The 16,457-nt window shown below is 56.9% G+C and carries 16 protein-coding genes; 7 read left to right on the forward strand and 9 right to left on the reverse strand.

The window, feature by feature from the left end; all coding sequences use genetic code 11:
* Window positions 1-11: 11 nt before the first annotated feature.
* A complete protein-coding gene (locus tag ABMA60_RS02980) occupies window positions 12-428 on the forward strand; it encodes an acyl-CoA thioesterase (protein WP_392798477.1) in 417 nt (138 codons plus the stop codon).
* Here ABMA60_RS02980 and ABMA60_RS02985 read toward each other — a convergent pair.
* The gene (locus ABMA60_RS02985; RefSeq protein WP_392798480.1) at window positions 419-928 is read right to left on the reverse strand and encodes a MarR family winged helix-turn-helix transcriptional regulator; all 510 of its coding nucleotides are present in this window, start codon (window positions 926-928) and stop codon (window positions 419-421) included. The two genes, ABMA60_RS02980 and ABMA60_RS02985, sit on opposite strands and share 10 nt — an antisense overlap.
* Window positions 929-1,018: 90 nt before the next feature.
* On the opposite strand from ABMA60_RS02985, the gene ABMA60_RS02990 reads away from it, so the two are divergent.
* Together ABMA60_RS02990 and ABMA60_RS02995 are read left to right on the forward strand one after the other, a co-directional pair.
* Window positions 1,019-1,924 (forward strand): EamA family transporter, encoded by a 906-nt coding sequence (locus ABMA60_RS02990; RefSeq protein WP_392798483.1) that lies wholly within the window; start codon window positions 1,019-1,021, stop codon window positions 1,922-1,924.
* A 302-nt stretch (window positions 1,925-2,226) separates the two neighbouring features.
* Entirely contained in the window at window positions 2,227-3,642 is a 1,416-nt protein-coding gene (locus ABMA60_RS02995) for a DEAD/DEAH box helicase (protein WP_392798486.1), read from the forward strand.
* Window positions 3,643-3,697: 55 nt separating this feature from the next.
* On the opposite strand, the gene ABMA60_RS03000 is transcribed toward ABMA60_RS02995, so the two are convergent.
* Genes ABMA60_RS03000 through rpe form a run of 3 tightly spaced genes read right to left on the reverse strand, consistent with a single transcriptional unit; the run spans window position 3,698 to window position 5,886 of the window.
* Complete coding sequence (locus tag ABMA60_RS03000) at window positions 3,698-4,354, reverse strand: HAD family hydrolase (protein WP_392798489.1); 657 nt, start codon at window positions 4,352-4,354, stop codon at window positions 3,698-3,700.
* Entirely contained in the window at window positions 4,351-5,181 is an 831-nt protein-coding gene (locus ABMA60_RS03005; protein ID WP_392798492.1) for an HAD-IIB family hydrolase, read from the reverse strand. Before ABMA60_RS03005 ends, ABMA60_RS03000 begins: the two co-directional genes overlap by 4 nt.
* Window positions 5,182-5,208: 27 nt before the next feature.
* On the reverse strand, window positions 5,209-5,886 hold the full coding sequence (gene rpe, locus ABMA60_RS03010; RefSeq protein ID WP_392798496.1) for a ribulose-phosphate 3-epimerase: 678 nt from the start codon (window positions 5,884-5,886) through the stop codon (window positions 5,209-5,211).
* A 91-nt stretch (window positions 5,887-5,977) separates the two neighbouring features.
* On the opposite strand from rpe, the gene ABMA60_RS03015 reads away from it, so the two are divergent.
* From ABMA60_RS03015 to ABMA60_RS03030, 4 genes are all read left to right on the forward strand, one after another.
* Window positions 5,978-6,757: a DUF3530 family protein gene (locus tag ABMA60_RS03015; protein ID WP_392798499.1), complete on the forward strand. Its 780-nt coding sequence runs from the start codon at window positions 5,978-5,980 to the stop codon at window positions 6,755-6,757.
* A 132-nt stretch (window positions 6,758-6,889) separates the two neighbouring features.
* On the forward strand, window positions 6,890-8,458 hold the full coding sequence (locus ABMA60_RS03020; RefSeq protein ID WP_392798502.1) for an HD-GYP domain-containing protein: 1,569 nt from the start codon (window positions 6,890-6,892) through the stop codon (window positions 8,456-8,458).
* 121 nt (window positions 8,459-8,579) lie between these two features.
* Window positions 8,580-8,975 carry a hypothetical protein gene (locus ABMA60_RS03025; protein WP_392798505.1) on the forward strand — a complete coding sequence of 132 codons (396 nt, stop codon included), beginning with the start codon at window positions 8,580-8,582 and terminating at the stop codon, window positions 8,973-8,975.
* A complete protein-coding gene (locus tag ABMA60_RS03030) occupies window positions 8,972-9,679 on the forward strand; it encodes a hypothetical protein (RefSeq protein WP_392798508.1) in 708 nt (235 codons plus the stop codon). The genes ABMA60_RS03025 and ABMA60_RS03030 overlap by 4 nt, the downstream gene beginning before the upstream one ends.
* Window positions 9,680-9,903: 224 nt before the next feature.
* On the opposite strand, the gene ABMA60_RS03035 is transcribed toward ABMA60_RS03030, so the two are convergent.
* From ABMA60_RS03035 to ABMA60_RS03055, 5 genes are all read right to left on the reverse strand, one after another.
* Window positions 9,904-10,902 (reverse strand): cytochrome d ubiquinol oxidase subunit II, encoded by a 999-nt coding sequence (locus ABMA60_RS03035; RefSeq protein ID WP_392798511.1) that lies wholly within the window; start codon window positions 10,900-10,902, stop codon window positions 9,904-9,906.
* On the reverse strand, window positions 10,899-12,281 hold the full coding sequence (locus ABMA60_RS03040; protein ID WP_392798514.1) for a cytochrome ubiquinol oxidase subunit I: 1,383 nt from the start codon (window positions 12,279-12,281) through the stop codon (window positions 10,899-10,901). The genes ABMA60_RS03035 and ABMA60_RS03040 overlap by 4 nt, the downstream gene beginning before the upstream one ends.
* An 11-nt stretch (window positions 12,282-12,292) precedes the next feature.
* Window positions 12,293-12,832, reverse strand: coding sequence for a GbsR/MarR family transcriptional regulator (locus tag ABMA60_RS03045; protein WP_392798517.1), 540 nt, complete (start codon window positions 12,830-12,832; stop codon window positions 12,293-12,295).
* A gap of 75 nt (window positions 12,833-12,907) precedes the next feature.
* Window positions 12,908-14,665, reverse strand: coding sequence for an ABC transporter ATP-binding protein (locus ABMA60_RS03050; RefSeq protein ID WP_392798520.1), 1,758 nt, complete (start codon window positions 14,663-14,665; stop codon window positions 12,908-12,910).
* Entirely contained in the window at window positions 14,662-16,407 is a 1,746-nt protein-coding gene (locus ABMA60_RS03055) for an ABC transporter transmembrane domain-containing protein (RefSeq protein ID WP_392798523.1), read from the reverse strand. The genes ABMA60_RS03050 and ABMA60_RS03055 overlap by 4 nt, the downstream gene beginning before the upstream one ends.
* Window positions 16,408-16,457 lie beyond the last annotated feature (50 nt).

Below are 16,457 nucleotides of genomic sequence, written 5' to 3' on the forward strand. Positions count from 1 at the left end.
AAGGACTCTTTATGCTGAAAAATACTCACACCCAGACCATCGAATGGGGCGATTGCGACCCGGCCGGTATCGTTTTTTATCCGCGTTATTTTGCCTACTTCGACGCCTGCACCGGCAAGTTATTTGCCCGCGCTGGTTTCGATAAATTCGAGATGCTCAAGCAATTTAATATCGTCGGTTTTCCGATGGTCGATACTCGCTCGAAGTTTTATATCCCGTCGCATTTTGGTGAGGAAGTGGTGATTGAATCGACCGTGACCGAATTCCGTCGTTCCAGTTTCGATGTCCATCATCGGTTGCTGAAAGGCGGCGACCTGGCGGTGGAAGGTTTCGAAACCCGGGTCTGGGTGGGCAAAGATCCAGAAAACCCCGACGGCATCAAGTCACAGCCGATTCCGCAGCAGGTCATTGACGCCTTTCAGTCCTGATCGTCCAGCGGTTGGTCGCCCAGACTGACCAAGAGAGTACGCAGCAATTCCGCCAGTTGGGATTGCTGCGTCTCACTGAGCCCGGCCAACAACTGAGCTTCGCGGACGACATGCTGCTCCAGTACTGCATCCACTTTTTCCAGCCCGGTTTTACTGAGGGTAATGCGCACCGAGCGGCGATTGTCGGGGTCGGTTTCGCGTTTCACCCAGCCTTTGTCGAGCAGTCGGTCAATGCGGTTAGTGATGGCGCCGGAGGTTACCATGGCGGCCTGGGTCAGCTGGCCCGCCGTTAAACGGTAGGGCGCGCCGGAACGACGCAGCGTCGCCAGAATATCGAACTCGTGGGTTTGCAGGCCGTGCTCGGCGAAGCCTTCGCGCAAACGGTTCGACAGGCGACGTTCCGCGCGCGACAAGCGGCCGATCACGCCCATGGGCGAGGTATCTACATCGGGTCGCTCGCGCTGCCATTGCTCCAGAATGGAATCGACACCGTCTTTCATGATGAATCCTTTAACGTTGAACTGTTTGACGCGAGTTTAACATTAGCTTTAATATCTCAACATTAAAATATTTAGCGTTGAGGTGATTCGATGTCAGCCGTCAAAAGCAGCAGCCCGATCTGGCTGACTACTCTGAACACTGCCTATGCACCGATGATCTGGGGCACAACCTACCTCACCACCACCGAATTCCTGCCACCGGACCGGCCCTTTCTGGCGGGTGCGGTGCGCTCGTTGCCGGCGGGTCTGGCGCTGTTACTGCTGGTTCGACGGCTGCCACAAGGTGCCTGGTGGTGGCGCTCTGCGGTGCTCGGCGCGCTCAATATCGGCATTTTCTTCGCATTGTTGTTTGTCGCGGCTTATCGCCTGCCCGGTGGCGTGGCGGCTACCTTAGGCGCGGTGCAACCGCTCTGGGTCGCGCTGCTGGCCTGGCTGATATTGTCGGAAAAGCCGGGGCTGTGGCGCTTGGGCTGGGGTTTGGCCGGCGTCGTGGGTGTTGCCTTGCTGGTGCTCAAAGGCGAGCTGTGGCTGGACCCGCTTGGGCTGATGGCCGGCCTGGTGGCGATGGGCTGCATGGGTCTGGGCGTTGTCTTAACCCGGCATTGGGGCCGCCCGTCCAGCATGCTGGCCTTTACGGCCTGGCAATTGATCGCCGGTGGGCTCTTGTTGATGCCCTTGGCGCTCTTGGTGGAAGGCTTGCCGCCGGTGCTCGACGCTCGCGCCATTGGCGGTTATCTGTGGTTGTCGATTCCCGGCTCGATTGTGGCCTATTGGTTGTGGTTTCGCGGCATCAATCAATTGCCGGTCTCGGCGGTGTCGTTTCTCGGTTTGCTGTCGCCGGTGGTGGCCACCTTGCTGGGCTGGTGGGTTTTGGGCCAGGCACTGTCGGCCTGGCAATGGCTGGGTTTCCTGCTGGCGCTGGCGGCCATGCTGGCGGCGCAGTTTCAGCCAAAATGGAGTCTGGGCCGGTTTAACCCAGGAAGAGCGGGTGTTTAAGCAAGATGGCGTAGGTTTGCCAAAAGGCGGGCCTGGCCTGAGTGTTTTGCGGTTGGGTCATGATGGCGCCCTCTGTGGTGGAGTAATGGTCGGGTGGCGACCTTGAGCGCAGTTTAGTCAAGCTAATGTTGTTAGCTGAAATATATTGATGTTAATTCAGTGATAGCTAATGGCTAATTTGTGACGAGCTTTACACCTTGCCCATGGCACCGCGACCTGCCTTGGGGTAAAGTGCACGCCCCCGCTGACCAGCGGACCCTTTTTTCTCACTTGCCCGATTCCACAAGAGACACCTCCTCACGATGAGTTTTGCCCCTTTGGGCCTTGCCACCCCCTTATTGAAAGCCGTGGCCGACCAAGGCTACGAGACACCTTCCCCCATTCAAGCCCAAGCCATTCCCGCCGTCCTCCAAGGCCGGGATGTGATGGCAGCCGCCCAGACGGGCACAGGCAAGACGGCCGGTTTTACGCTGCCGTTGTTGCATCGTCTGAGTGAAGGGCAACGCGCCGGCAGCAACCGCGCCCGCGCACTGATATTAACGCCAACGCGCGAACTGGCCGCCCAGATTGCCGAGAACGTCACCGCTTACAGCAAATACCTGCCGATGCGTTCGGCTGTGGTGTTCGGCGGCGTCAGCATCAACCCGCAGATGAAAGCGCTGCGTCAGGGTGTGGATGTTTTAGTCGCGACGCCAGGTCGCCTGCTCGATCTGTACAACCAGAACGCGGTGCGCTTTAACGAGTTGGAAATACTGGTGCTGGACGAAGCCGACCGCATGCTCGACATGGGCTTTATCCACGACATCAAGAAGATTTTGAAAGTGCTGCCGGCCAAGCGTCAGAACCTCTTGTTCTCGGCCACTTTCTCGGATGACATTCGCCACCTGGCCAAAGGCCTGGTCAACGATCCGGTGGAAATCGACGTCAGTCCGCGCAACTCGACGGTGAAGTCGGTCAGCCAGACGGTGTACACCGTCGACAAAAAGCGCAAACCGGCGCTGCTGACGCAATTGATTCAGGACGGCAAATGGCACCAGGCGCTGGTGTTCACCAAGACCAAACACGGCGCTAATCGCCTGAGCGAGCATCTGGAAAAGAATGGCATCCGTTCGGCGGCCATTCATGGCAACAAAAGCCAGGGCGCGCGCACCAAAGCATTGGCCGGCTTTAAGGCGGGCAAGATTAATATTCTGGTCGCCACCGACATCGCTGCGCGCGGTCTGGATATCGACCAGTTGCCGCAGGTGGTGAACTTCGATCTGCCCAACGTGCCGGAAGATTATGTGCATCGCATCGGTCGTACTGGCCGCGCTGGCGCCACCGGCAAAGCCTACTCCCTGGTCAGCGCCGACGAAGCCAAACTGCTGGCCGCCATTGAGCGGCTGACCAAGCAGACCATTACCCGCACCACCTTGGATGGCTTCGAGCCGGATCAGAACGTGCCCCATGCTCGCCCAGACGACAAACCGCGTGCGCGTCGTCCGGCCAGCGGCAACGGTGGTGGTCGCGGTAACAGTAATGGTGGACGTTCGAATCACTCGGGTCGCTCGAATAACGGCAGTAATCAGAGTCGTGATGGTCAAGGCCGTGACGGTCAATCACGCGGCGAAGGTCGCCGTCGTCCAGGTTCCGGAAACGGTTCATCTGGTCGAAGCTCTGGCGGCCGAAGCTCGGGTAATCGCAGCTCCGGTCAGCGCTCGTCAGGCAATCGAGCTTGATCTGAGAACGAAAAAAAAGAGCGCTTCGGCGCTCTTTTTTTTCGCTGAAACACACTCATTGCTGTGCCAGAGAGCAGGCGATAACGTCGGAAAAATTGTCGGTGATTAAGATGGGTTCGTGCACATCCAGCGGTTTATTCTGGTGGTAACCATAGCTGACGGCGATGCGTGGCATAGCGATTTTTTCAGCCGGAATTAAGTCGTTCACCGAGTCGCCGACCATGATCGCTTCACTGGCATGAATGCCAAAACGATCGCAGAGAATGTGCAGGCTTTGCGGGTCGGGTTTGGGGCGGTCAACTTCATCGCCACACAGCACTGCATCGAAATAATTCGTCAGTTCCAGCTGGCGCAAAAAGGGTTCGGTGTAGTGCGACGATTTGTTGGTCACGCAGGCGAGTTTTAAGCCGGTATTTTTTAACTGCGCCAGACCTTCGCGCACGCCGGGGTAACACACCGCATTGCCGAGGGTTTGTTGGTAGTAATGGCGGAAGCGTTCGAGTGCCTGGTCGGACGGCAGATCAATAGTGCGAAATTCCAGCGCGCGTTCGATCAGTTTTTGTGGCCCGTTGCCGACCCAGACGCGCACCTGATCTTCACTGCATGGCTCGCCACCGAGTTCCACTAAAACGCCATTCACGGCTTCCGCCAAACCCGGCACGCTGTCGACCAGAGTGCCGTCCAGATCGAACAACACCGCCTTTAATGTCACAACGAAAATCCGTAACGCTCAGCCAGAAAATAGGCGATGGCGTGGTCGGTATTTTTGCCGATGGTTTGGGTCGCCATGGCTTTTAAGGCGGGCAGTGCATTGCCCATGGCGTAGGCTTCGTCGGCGCGTTCGAACATGGCAATGTCGTTGTCGGAATCGCCAAAGCAGATCAGTTTTTTGGCACCGGTTTGCTGTTGCAGATATTTCACCGCATCGCCTTTGGTGCCTTCAACGTGATGAATGTCGAGCCAGTAATAGCCGTCGTGGTACATGTCGGCACCGGCATAGACTTGCACGCCGGGAATGTCGGCTAGTTCTTCGGCCATATAGAGCACGCGTTCGTTTTCGGTGAGTGCGAAAATGTTGAACGCCGTGCCCTTGATCAGGTTGAAGTCGTTGTGGCGCTGAATGTCGATTGCCTGGCTTTCCATATAGCGCACCCAGCTTTGTTCACGCTCGTTGTCGGAATCGCGCACCGCGGCGCCGATGCGGTTTTCCTCGTTCAATACGTTGGCCATCGCATTGATGCCGTGGGCGTCCAGACGTTTGCAGACTTCGATAAATTCATCGCGATCGAGTGGCCGGGTATGAATGGAACGGTCATCGTTCAGATCCCAGATCAGTACCCCATTTTTATAGGCTTGCGGATGCTTAAAGCGCACATCCGGCAAGGCTTCACGCGCGCCCTGGGGCAGGCGGCCGGTGGCCACTGTCCAGGCGATGCCGCGTTGGTCGAGCTCGTGCAGCGCACGGCGGGTGACATCGGAAATACGTTCGTCGGCGTCAATCAGGGTGCCGTCGAGATCAAAAACTAATAGTTCGTCCACTGGGACTCCGTTGTTCGGTTAGGGCAATTAGCCGCGCTGGGCAGCAGCGAGTTCGGCGCGCATGGCGCGGATGGGCTCCAAGTAGTCGTCGGCGCCGAAGATGGCGCTGCCGGCAACGAAAGTGTCGGCCCCGGCTTCGGCGATGGCGCGGATGTTATCGACCTTGACGCCGCCATCGACTTCCAGGCGAATGTCGCGGCCGCTGGCGTCGATGCGGGCGCGGGCGTCGCGCAGTTTATCGAGTGCGGCAGGGATAAAACTCTGGCCGCCGAAGCCGGGGTTCACCGACATGATCAGCACCTGATCGACCTTATCCATCACATAGTCGAGGTAACTCAGTGGCGTGGCCGGGTTAAATACCAGACCGGCGCGGCAGCCGCCAGCGCGGATCAGTTGCAGCGAGCGGTCGATGTGGTCGCTGGCTTCAGGGTGGAACATGACGGTGGTGGCGCCGGCCTCAATAAAGTCGCCGATCAGCCGATCAACCGGTGACACCATCAGATGCACATCCAGCGGCGCCGTGACACCATAGTCGCGCAACGCCCGGCAGAACATCGGGCCCATGGTCAGGTTGGGTACGTAGTGATTATCCATCACATCGAAATGCACCCAGTCGGCACCGGCAGCCAGAACGGCAGCGGTATCCTCGCCCAGACGGGCAAAATCGGCGGAGAGTATGGACGGCGCTATGACAAATTCCGACATCGGCAGGCGGTCTCTAGGCAGGCGGATTGCCCATTGTAGTGACGCCCGGGGGCAGGTCAAACGGCGTCTGCCCCGTTGGCTGTTGCCGACCGTGCTGTTGGCCTTATTGCCGCTCGCAGCAGCCGCCGAAGCGCTCGACCAGGCGCGTCAGAACCATATGGACGATCTGGCCACCTACTACCGCAACGCGCTGCGCGGTGAGGAAGTGGTGGAACTGACGGCCAATGGTGAAAGCTTTCTCGGCCTGTGGCTGGAACAACGCACCGGCACGCCTCAGGGTGGCATCGTGCTGCTGCACGACCAGGGCCACACTCCAGACTGGCCGTTCCGGTTGCAACAGGCGCGTTCCTATTTACCCGATGTTGGCTGGAACACGCTGTCGATTACGCTGCCGCGCACTCCCGACGATCTGACCGATGCCGAATACGACCGCCTGACTATGGCGCGGGTGAATGCCGGCGTACAGCGACTGATTCAGGAAGGGCAGTTGAACCTGGTGCTGCTCGGTTATGGCGAGGGCGCCTATTGGGCAGCGCGCTATCTGGTGATGACCGGCGCACCGCCGGAGAACTTCGGCTACGCTTTAATGATGGTCGATGCCACACCCGATCGCGCCGACCTGCCGGATCTGATCGGCCAACTGGAAATCCCAGTGCTCGATCTGATGTTCAACCGCGACAACTGGGCCAAGCGCAACGCCCGCGAGCGCAAGGCCGAAGCCGCGCGCAACCAGTTGGAAAACTACCTGCTGATTGAAGACGCACCGGACGGAACTTTTCTCGGTGAACCCAATCCCAGCCGGACCACCCGCCGTCTGTGGGGTTGGCTCAGATCCAACGCCGCCGGCCAGGAAGTCGAGGTGAAGCGGTAACGTGGAGTCACGCCCAATTGTGATATAGTTCACACACGTAAATGGGAGTGATTGCTAACTTCAAAGCCAGGGTCGGTTGTTTAATTCTTAATCAAAACCGACATTGATGGCCGCGATAGCAGGAGAAACGGGATGAAACCCTCCGAAGCTGCAGTTCCGGAAACTGTACCGGTTGGTGCCGAGTGGAGCGCCGATAACACCAGCGACCTGCTGGTCCGGTTGGCCCAGGAAAAAGGACTGGGCAACCTGATGCAGCGCATTCTGCGCGAAGCCCGTGGTTTGACCGGCGCCGAAGGCGGCACTTTCTACCGCTTTATCGACGATGGCGATAACTCCCGTTTAGCCTTCTCGGTGGTGCACAACACCGTGCTCGGCATCGAAACAATGATCAACGAAGGCCAGGACCAGGGCTGGCCGCCGATCCAACTCTACAAGGACGGCGAACCCAACCACCGCAATGTGGCGTCCCACGTCGGCCTGACCCGCCAGGCGGTGAACATTCCCGATGTTTACGACGCCGAAATGTTCGACTTCACCGGCACTCGCCATTTCGACGCAGCGCACAACTACCGTTCCAAATCGATGCTCACGCTGCCGCTGCTCAACCACGAAGATGACATCATCGGCGTGATGCAGCTGATCAACGCCCGCGATGCCGAAGGCAACACCCGCGCCTTTTCGCCGGAAGATCAGGCCACCGTTCAGGCCATGGCCAAATTCGCCGCCATCACCCTCGACAACCAACTGCTGGTGCAGAGCCACAAAGACCTGCTCGATGCTTTTATTCAGGCTTTGGCACGCATCATCGACGTGCGTTCGGCGCACACCTCGGCGCACTGTCAGCGCATTCCGGTGCTCACCGAACTCATCGCCCAGGCCGCCTGCGAAGACACCGAGGGCGTCTTTGCCGACTTCCAACTGAACGACGACGAATGGTACGAACTGCACGTCGCCGCCTGGTTGCACGATTGCGGCAAACTGGCGACCTCGGAAAACGTGCTCAACAAAGGCCGCAAACTGCAGAAACTGCACGACGGTTTCGATGCCGTGCGGGCCCGTTTCGCAACGGCAATTGCCGTGGCGCAAAGCGAAGACGAAAAAGCCGCGCTGCGCGACGACCTGGAATTTATCGACCAGGTAAACCGGGGCGGCGAATTTATGTCCGACGAATTCAAAGCGCGCATCGAACGCATCGCCACTGGCACCTGGCCGGACGCCTACGGCGAAGCGCGCCCGCTGCTGAGCGAAGACGAGGTGTACAACCTCAACATCACCCGCGGCACCATCAACAACGAAGAACGCGCCGAGATTAACCGCCATATCGACATCACCATCGACATTCTCGAAGGCCTGCCGTTCCCGCCGAAACTGCGCCGGGTGCCGGAATACGCCGGCGGTCACCACGAACGCATGGACGGCAAAGGCTACCCGCGCGGTTTAACGCGCGACCAGTTATCCATTCCCGCCCGCATGATGGGCGTGGCCGACATCTTCGAAGCCCTGACCGCCAAAGAACGACCCTACAAACCACCAATGCCACTGAGCCAGGCGTTCTCTATTCTGCGCAATATGCGCGATGAAAATCATATCGACGGCGATGTGTTCGAGCTGTTCCTGCGCAGCGGTAAATGGCGTCAATACGCGCAAGATCATCTGCTGCCAGAGCAGGATGATATTGAGGATGTAGAGCAGTATTTGTGAGTGCGAAACGCTAAACGCCAGTTAAAAAGGATATGCGTAGATCGCACATTAATTCAGAACTAGTGTCTTACGGCAGCTTTAAGATCACTTACTGTCACTATTTAAAAAACATGACGATTTTATGAGAGACCGTGGTGATGAAGAAGTAAAAGGCCTGGACCGTTTTATCCCAACCAGGCGGGCAGTGGTTCTTCTAGTGGCAACTGTAACTACGCCACCAGGTATATTTGCTTTTTTGGTTAGTCAGCAAAGCTTTCTATTTTATGGAACCCATGAAAGTGCACGAATACCACTTATAGCGGCAATAACTTTTGGCTGGGCGATAATAGTATTAGCATGTCTATGTGTTGAACTATCAATTGCATTGAATCATTCCAAGCACCGAAAAATCACTCATTTCAGCAACGAACATTCTCAAATGTCTTTTCAGTGGATTTTCTTGAATGCGACTACAAAACACTATTTATTTATAGCTTTTGTATTTTTGTTCGGGTTGGTGTTGGGAAGGCTTATATGAGTCGCTTATTGATTGATGGAAGTGCAATAAGAAAATTTTTACTGATACCAACTAGTAATGATTGGCGATCTTGGTCTACACCTGAGAAAGCTACCATGATCGGGGTTTGGTTGACGGTATTTAGCATTTTTTCCTCCATAATTATTGGAGGAGTTAAGTACATTTTTAGCGATACGCATAATACAAAAAACATGGGTGAAGATGAGAAATTAGAAGTTGTAGATATTAAAGATCAATTTTATACCCTGGAAGAAATGAGATCCCGTTTGCCTGGTTTTGATGGGGCATTTTTAGCGTTGAAAGCTGACCGTCAAAGAGAAATAAGAGAAATTCAGCATGGCACATTGATTACTGCGCCGGTCAAATTAAATGCAGATGTTGAAGGAAGACTGTTAAGTTTAGATAACACTGTACTTGATCTAAATATTGATGGCTTCCCTGAGCTTTACTTTTACCACCCGGAAAATTGCGGATCAGGTGGCTGTAATCATGATGTCTATTCATACAATGTTGAGACTTTAAACTTAGAGAATATTGGTGTCTTCAATACGAGCCATTTTTCAGTATCAGAAAGTCCTATCAATGGTTGGTTGCCAGTTACAGATTATTGGCGCCTCGGCGCTTGTGAGTTTCTTGTTACGTTGTTTGTTTTCAAAGACCAAAGTTATAAAAAAGAGACTCAGCACTCCGTCAGGCAATGCTAAGTGGTGATGTAGTAGCTACATTAGTCAGTAGTTTTTAACGGCCATACATGGTATTCGGGGTTGTCGCGTTAGCCTGAATAAGATGGTGTTTAAGACTTTGATGGTTTTTGTAGAGCTGGAGGTTTTTGACAGAAGACTTCAAACACCAGTTACAAAAAAGGCACCCTAGGGTGCCTTTTTTGTAACTTGCGTTCTGTGTTTCCAGTCAAGCGTCTCCCGCCACCTCAGTGATACCGTAAGGTGGTGGATTTCCCCCAAAACACCCGATACGCATAAACCGTATAGGCCAGAATCAGCGGCAGGACGATGGCGACGCCGACGCCGATAAAGCGCAGTGAGGCTTCGGCGCTGGCGGCGTCGGTGGCGGTGATGCGGCCGGGCACGACTTCCGGGAAGAAGCTGTAGGCGAGGCCGAAGAAGCTGAGGATAAACAGGAAGGCGGTGCCGAAGAAGGGCAGCCAGCAGCCGACGTCGCCGCGTGTCGGAACCTGACGCAGGTATTGGTCGACGACGACGATCAGTACCAGACACATCAGCGGAATCGGAATCAGCAGAATGACCGCCGGCAGTGTGAACCAGCGCTCAGCGACGGCCGGGCTGAGCAGCGGATTGACGATGCTGATCGCCGCCAGACCAATGGCCGCCAACCAACCGCAGTAGCGCGACCAGCGCGCGGCGCGCACCTGCAATTCGCCTTCGGTTTTCATCACCAGCCAGGCGCCGCCGATGTAGGCGAAGGCGGCGGTGACGCAGACCGCGCTCAAGGCGGCAAAAGCGTAGGCGGTCGGGCTGTCGTCGAAACCGAGCACGTAGCGGCCGAGCATATAGCCCTGGGTAGCGGCAGAAATAATGGAGCCGGCCTTGAAGGCGTAGTCCCAAAACCGGCGGTGGCCGGTCACGGCCTTGGCGCGGAAGTCGAAGGAGACGCCGCGCAGAATCAGCCCGAGCATCAACAAGGCTGCCGGCAGATAGAGTTCGCGCAGCACCAACGAATGGGCTTCGGGGAAGGCGATCAGCAAAATACCGACGGCCAGCACCAGCCAGGTTTCGTTGGCGTCCCAGAACGGACCGATGGAGGCGATCATGCCGTCGCGCTGGGTTTCGTTATCGAGCGGCAGCAACACGCCGACGCCCAGGTCGTAGCCATCGAGTACGGCATACACCAGCACCGCCAGACCCATCAAAAACAGGAAAATATAGGGCAACCAGTCACCGGGAATCATGCGTCGGTCTCCTTGGTGTGATGGGTGTTGAGGTAATTGAAGTCGGTGGACATTTCATACTCTTCCACCTTCACCGATTTACGCGCCATGTAGAACAGCGTCTGGATGTAGGCAAACAATAAGCCTGCGTAGAGCAGCAGATACATGGTCAGCGACAGTCCGACCTGGCTGCCCGGTACGGTGGTGACGGCCTGATCGGTGGTCAGCACGCCGGTAACCAGCCACGGCTGACGGCCGATTTCGGTGACGTACCAGCCGGCCAGAGTGGCGATCCAGCCAGAGAACGTCATACCGATCAGCACGCGTTGCAGCCAGCGCGGTGGGTCGGTGCGATGGCTGTGCAGGTGCCAGAAGGTGGTCCAGCTCACCAGCAACATCAGAATGCCCATGCCGACCATAACGCGGAAACCGAAGAAGACGGGTTTGACCGGCGGGTGCATGCCGTCGAATTCGTTGAGGCCGGGAATTTCGCCGTCGGTCTGGTGGGTGAGAATCAGGCTGGCCATGTTGGGAATGCCGATTTCGAAATGGTTTTCGCGATTCTCTTCATCCGGCCAGGCAAACAGCAACAGCGGTGCGCCGTGTTCGGTATCCCAGACCGCTTCCATGGCGGCGACTTTCTGTGGCTGATGCTCGAAGGTGTTCAGACCGTGCATGTCGCCGACCACAATTTGCACCGGAATCAGGATGGCGGCGACGGTCATTGAGGTTTTCAGCGCCACACGCGGTGCGTGTTTCACATCGCCTTTAAAGATGCGGTAGGCGGAAATACCGGCAACCAGGAAGGACGCGGTCAGGCCGGAGGCGATCAGCATGTGCGTCAGGCGATACGGCATCGATGGATTGAAAATGATCGCCAGCCAATCCAGAGGCATGGCCACACCGTCGACCATTTCGAAACCAGCCGGCGTATGCATCCACGAATTCAGCGCCAGAATCCAGAACGCCGACAGCGTCGTGCCGATGGCGACTAAAAAAGTTGCCAGCGTGTGCACCCAGTTGGGCACGCGATGAATGCCGAACAGCATCACGCCCAGAAAGGTGGCTTCCATAAAGAAGGCGGTGAGCACTTCGTAACCGAGCAAGGGCCCGGCGATGTTACCGACGGTTTCCATATAGCCCGGCCAGTTGGTGCCGAACTGGAAACTCATGGTGATGCCGGATACCACGCCGAGCGCGAAGCTGAGCGCGAAGATTTTCACCCAGAAGCGATAGACGCGCATCCACACCGGATGGTTGGAAATATTGGAGCGGACTTTGAAATAGAACAGCAGCCAGGCCAGCGCGATGGTGATGGTGGGGAACAGGATGTGAAAGCTGATATTGGCGGCGAACTGGATGCGCGACAATATCAGTGTCTGGGCTAGATCGGCTTCCATGGAAGTCTCCGTCAGTCTTTACGGCCACCCGGACGAATCCGGTCGGTGAATTTGAGAACACCGGTACCCAGCGTCAGCAAACGCTTTAACTGGTCGGGTGTCAGGCTTTGTATCTCGTCGAACCCGCGATTGAGCAACTCCAGCAAGTCGTGCATTTCCTGCAACTGTTGGCGGGCGTGGCTGGGCGGGTTGTCTTCGGCGCTGTCCAGCAACTGGCTGCGCAACAAAGACAGGGTGGGATCCATCTCGCGTTTTTTGCGTTCCGTCAGCACCTGTTGCGCCAGCTCCCAAATGCTGCCGGCGGCGATCAGATAATCCTTGCGATCGCCCGGTTCGCGGTGGGTGCGCACCAGATGCCAGGCGTGCAGCTCTTTCGCTGCCATACTGACATTGCCGCGTGAAACTTTGAGTTCGGCGGCGATTTCATCGGCGGCCAGCGGCCGATCGCTTAAGACGATCAACGCCAGCATCTGGCCGACCGTGCGGTTGAAGCCCCAGCGGCTGCCCATCTCGCCGAAATGAACCACGATGTTTTCCAGTTCCGGCGTCAAGCTGACCTCTGTAGTTTCAGAAATTTCTGAAAGTTTAAAAACTTATGACTGAATCGCCAAGTTTTTTGATGTAAATCAATGCAACTCAGGCTCGCCTGCGGTTGGGTCAGCACGCATCTGTAACTCATAAAGATGCTTGTACAGCCCTTCTTCGGCGACCAGTTCAGCGTGGCTGCCCAACTGCTGAATCTGCCCCTGATGCAGCACCACCAGCTGGTCGGCGTCTTTCACGGTACTCAGCCGGTGGGCGATGGCGATCAGTGTAACCCGGCCGCGCAACAGCATCAGTGACCGCTGTATCAGTGCTTCGGTATGGCTGTCGATGTTGGCGGTGGCCTCATCGAGAATCAGCACTTCCGGCTTACGCGCCAAGGTGCGCGCCAGGCTGAGCAGTTGCCGCTGACCGCTGCTGAGGTTGCTGCCGCGTTCGGTCAGCACCGTCTGGTAACCATTCGGCATGCGCATAATGCTGTCGTGCAACTGCGCCTGCTGAGCGGCGTCGATGATGTCGCTGTCACTGAGCGGCAGTTCCAGACGGATGTTGTCGGCAATGGTGCCGGCGAAAATAAACGGATCCTGCTGCACCAATCCCAAACGCCGGCTGCGCTCGGCCGGATCGAGCCGCTCCAGCGGCACACCGCCGACCAGCACCTGACCGTATTGCAGCGGATAAAACCCCATCAGCAAGGACATCAGCGTGCTCTTGCCCGAGCCGGTGTGACCGACGATGCCGATAAAGGCGCCAGGCTCGATGCGCAGATCGATATCGCGCAGCACCGTATGGCGACCGTCGTAACTGAACAGCTCGATGTCGAATTGCACCGAGGCATTGTGCGGCAACTCCGGATGCTTGGGCGCGCTTTCGATCGGCTCGTCCAGCAACTGGAAAACCCGGTCGGCCGAGACCAGCGCCTGCTGAAACAGATTCAGCCGCGAAATCATATCGACCATGGGTTCGGTCAGGTTGCCCAGATAATTCAGAAAGGCGTAGATCACCCCGACCTGTATCGCTCCGGTCGGACTCAGCGCATCCATGCCGAAGGCGTAGAGCAACGCTGCCAGCACTGCCATATAGAGCAGATCGACCAGGGCGCGCAGCATGACGCCATCGATCAGGATGTTGCGGATTTTGGCGCGGTAATGATCGGTCGAGGTTTTGCCGAAGGCTTTGCTGAACGCCGCCTGCTGGTTCATCAACTGAATCACGCTCATGCCCTGAATGCTTTCGCTGAGCCGGGCATTGATGTCGCTGAGCAGCGAACGCACACGTTGAAACACCGGCGTCGACAACTTGCTGTAGGCGAGCATGGCGACGACGATGCCCGGCACCAGTGCTGCGCTGATCAACATCAGGTGCCAGTCGAGCAACGCCATGGCGATCAGAATACCGACCATGCGAATGGAGTTTTGCACCACCACTGAGATGACGTTGACGTAGAGGTCTTTGATGGTTTCGGTGTCGTTGGTGATGCGGCTGACCAGACTGCCGGTTGGGGTGCGATCAAAAAACGCCATCGGCAAACGGATAACGCGCGCGAAGACCTGCTCGCGAATGGTCTGCACCACATTGAGCGCGATCTCGTTAAAGCGAATCGCCTGCTGAAAAAAAGTCGCCGCTGAAATCAACTGAGCGGTGATATAGGTCAACACCAGAGCGACAATCGGCCCGACCGTCCAATCGCCCGGCGTTAAATGCTGGTCGATAAACACCTTGATTAAATAAGGCCCGAGCACGTTGCCGGCGGTGGCGACCACCAATAACAACACCGCCTGAGTCAGCAAACGCCGATAAGCCAGGCCGTATTTCAGCAGCCGCAAAAACGGACGATTCATCGGCCATCCTCCACGGTGCGTTCGAGTTGTTGGTAATCGTAGGTGCGTTTATACCAGCCATTTGCCGCCAGTAATTGTGCATGGCTGCCGCGTTCCAACACCTTGCCCTGGTCGAGCACCAGAATTTCGTCGGCCTGTTCCACCGCGCTTAAACGATGGCAGGCAATCAGGGTGGTGCGGCCAGCACGCGCTTCTTTTAGATGCGCCAGGATGTGTTTCTCGGTGCCCAGATCGACTGCCGATAAGGCATCGTCGAGCACCAGAACCGGCGCATCGAGCAACAGCGCCCGCGCCAGTGCCAGACGTTGTTTCTGACCGCCCGACAGCGTCACGCCACGCTCACCAACGCGGGTGGCATAGCCGTCGGCAAAGCGCTGAATGTCGTCGTGCACCTGCGCCAGTTTGGCCGCGGTTTCAATTTCCTCGACGGTTGCATCGGGTTTTGCCAAGGCGATGTTTTCGGCAACGCTGGCGGAAAACAGAAACGGCGATTGCGGCACCACTGCCAGATGCCGGCGCAGATTAGCAAGGCTGAATTCGGCCAGGTTTTTGCCGCCGAGTTTTAACTGCGCATCGGGGCTTTCTGACAGTCGTAAAATCAAATCGATCAGCGAAGTTTTACCGGCACCGGTCGGGCCGACCAGGCCAATTAACTGGCCCGGTTCAACCTTCAATTCGATAGCGCTGAGCACCGGCTGTTGTTCCGGGAAATGGCGGAAATCGCGGATGTTGATGTGCAATGCCGGCTCAACCGAATCTTCAAAAGTGCCGCTGTCGGCGATGGCCGGTTTGGTATCAAAAATTTCCTGGATGCGCTTGTACGCCGCCTGGCCGCGTTCAACCAGATTGAGCATCCAGCCGACGGCAAACATCGGCCAGATCATAAAACCCAGATAGAGCGTAAAACTGGTCAGTTCGCCGAGCGTCATCGCATCGTGCACGATCAGCCAGGTGCCGCCGGCAATGCTGAGAAAAAACGAGGTACCGATGGCCAGTGAAATGGCCGGATCGTATTTGGAATCGGTGCGCGCTACCGACTGGTTGGCTTCATTGGCTTCGCGCGCGATGGCGTTGAAACCGGCGTCTTCGACCTGCTCGCGACCAAAGGCGCGAATCAGCCGAATGCCCGCCAGGCTTTCCTGAACGCGGTCGTTTAGGTCACTGAAACGCGCTTGGGCAATATGAAAAGAGGCCTGCATTTCCTGGCCAAAACGCCACATAAAATAACCGACAATCGGCCAGGGCAGCAGTGCCACCAGCGTCAGTTGCCAGCTGATTTGAGTGGTCAGGACGATCAGTACCAAAAGCCCGGTTAATGCGCCGTCGAACAACGCCAGTACGGCTTCGCCGGCGGTCATTTCCACGGCTTGAATATCGTTGGTGGCGCGGGCCATCAGGTCGCCGGTTTTGTGCTTGGCGAAAAACGACGGTGGCTGCAACGACAGGTGTTGATAGAGGTCTTGGCGCAGTCGGTTAGCGAGCGCAAAACTGGCACCAAAGAGCGCCACCCGCCAGACCACACGCAGGGTGTAACTGACCAGCGCTACCGCCAGAACAATGCCGACGTTGAGTAGTAACTGCTGGCGCGTCAGGCTGCCATCGGCGATGGCGTCGACGACTCGTCCGGTAATCCAGGGCGGTACCAGAACTGCCAGGCCGACAACGATCAGTGCCAGCACCGCCAGGCCATAGCGACGCCATTCTTCGCGGAAAAACCACCGTAATTGCCAGAAGACCGACACCCTGCCTCCTTAGCGCGAGCCGACCCGATAGAAGCCGGGCAGCATAGTGA

It is taken from the genome of Saccharospirillum sp. HFRX-2, from assembly GCF_043196805.1.
Lineage (GTDB): Bacteria > Pseudomonadota > Gammaproteobacteria > Pseudomonadales > Natronospirillaceae > Saccharospirillum.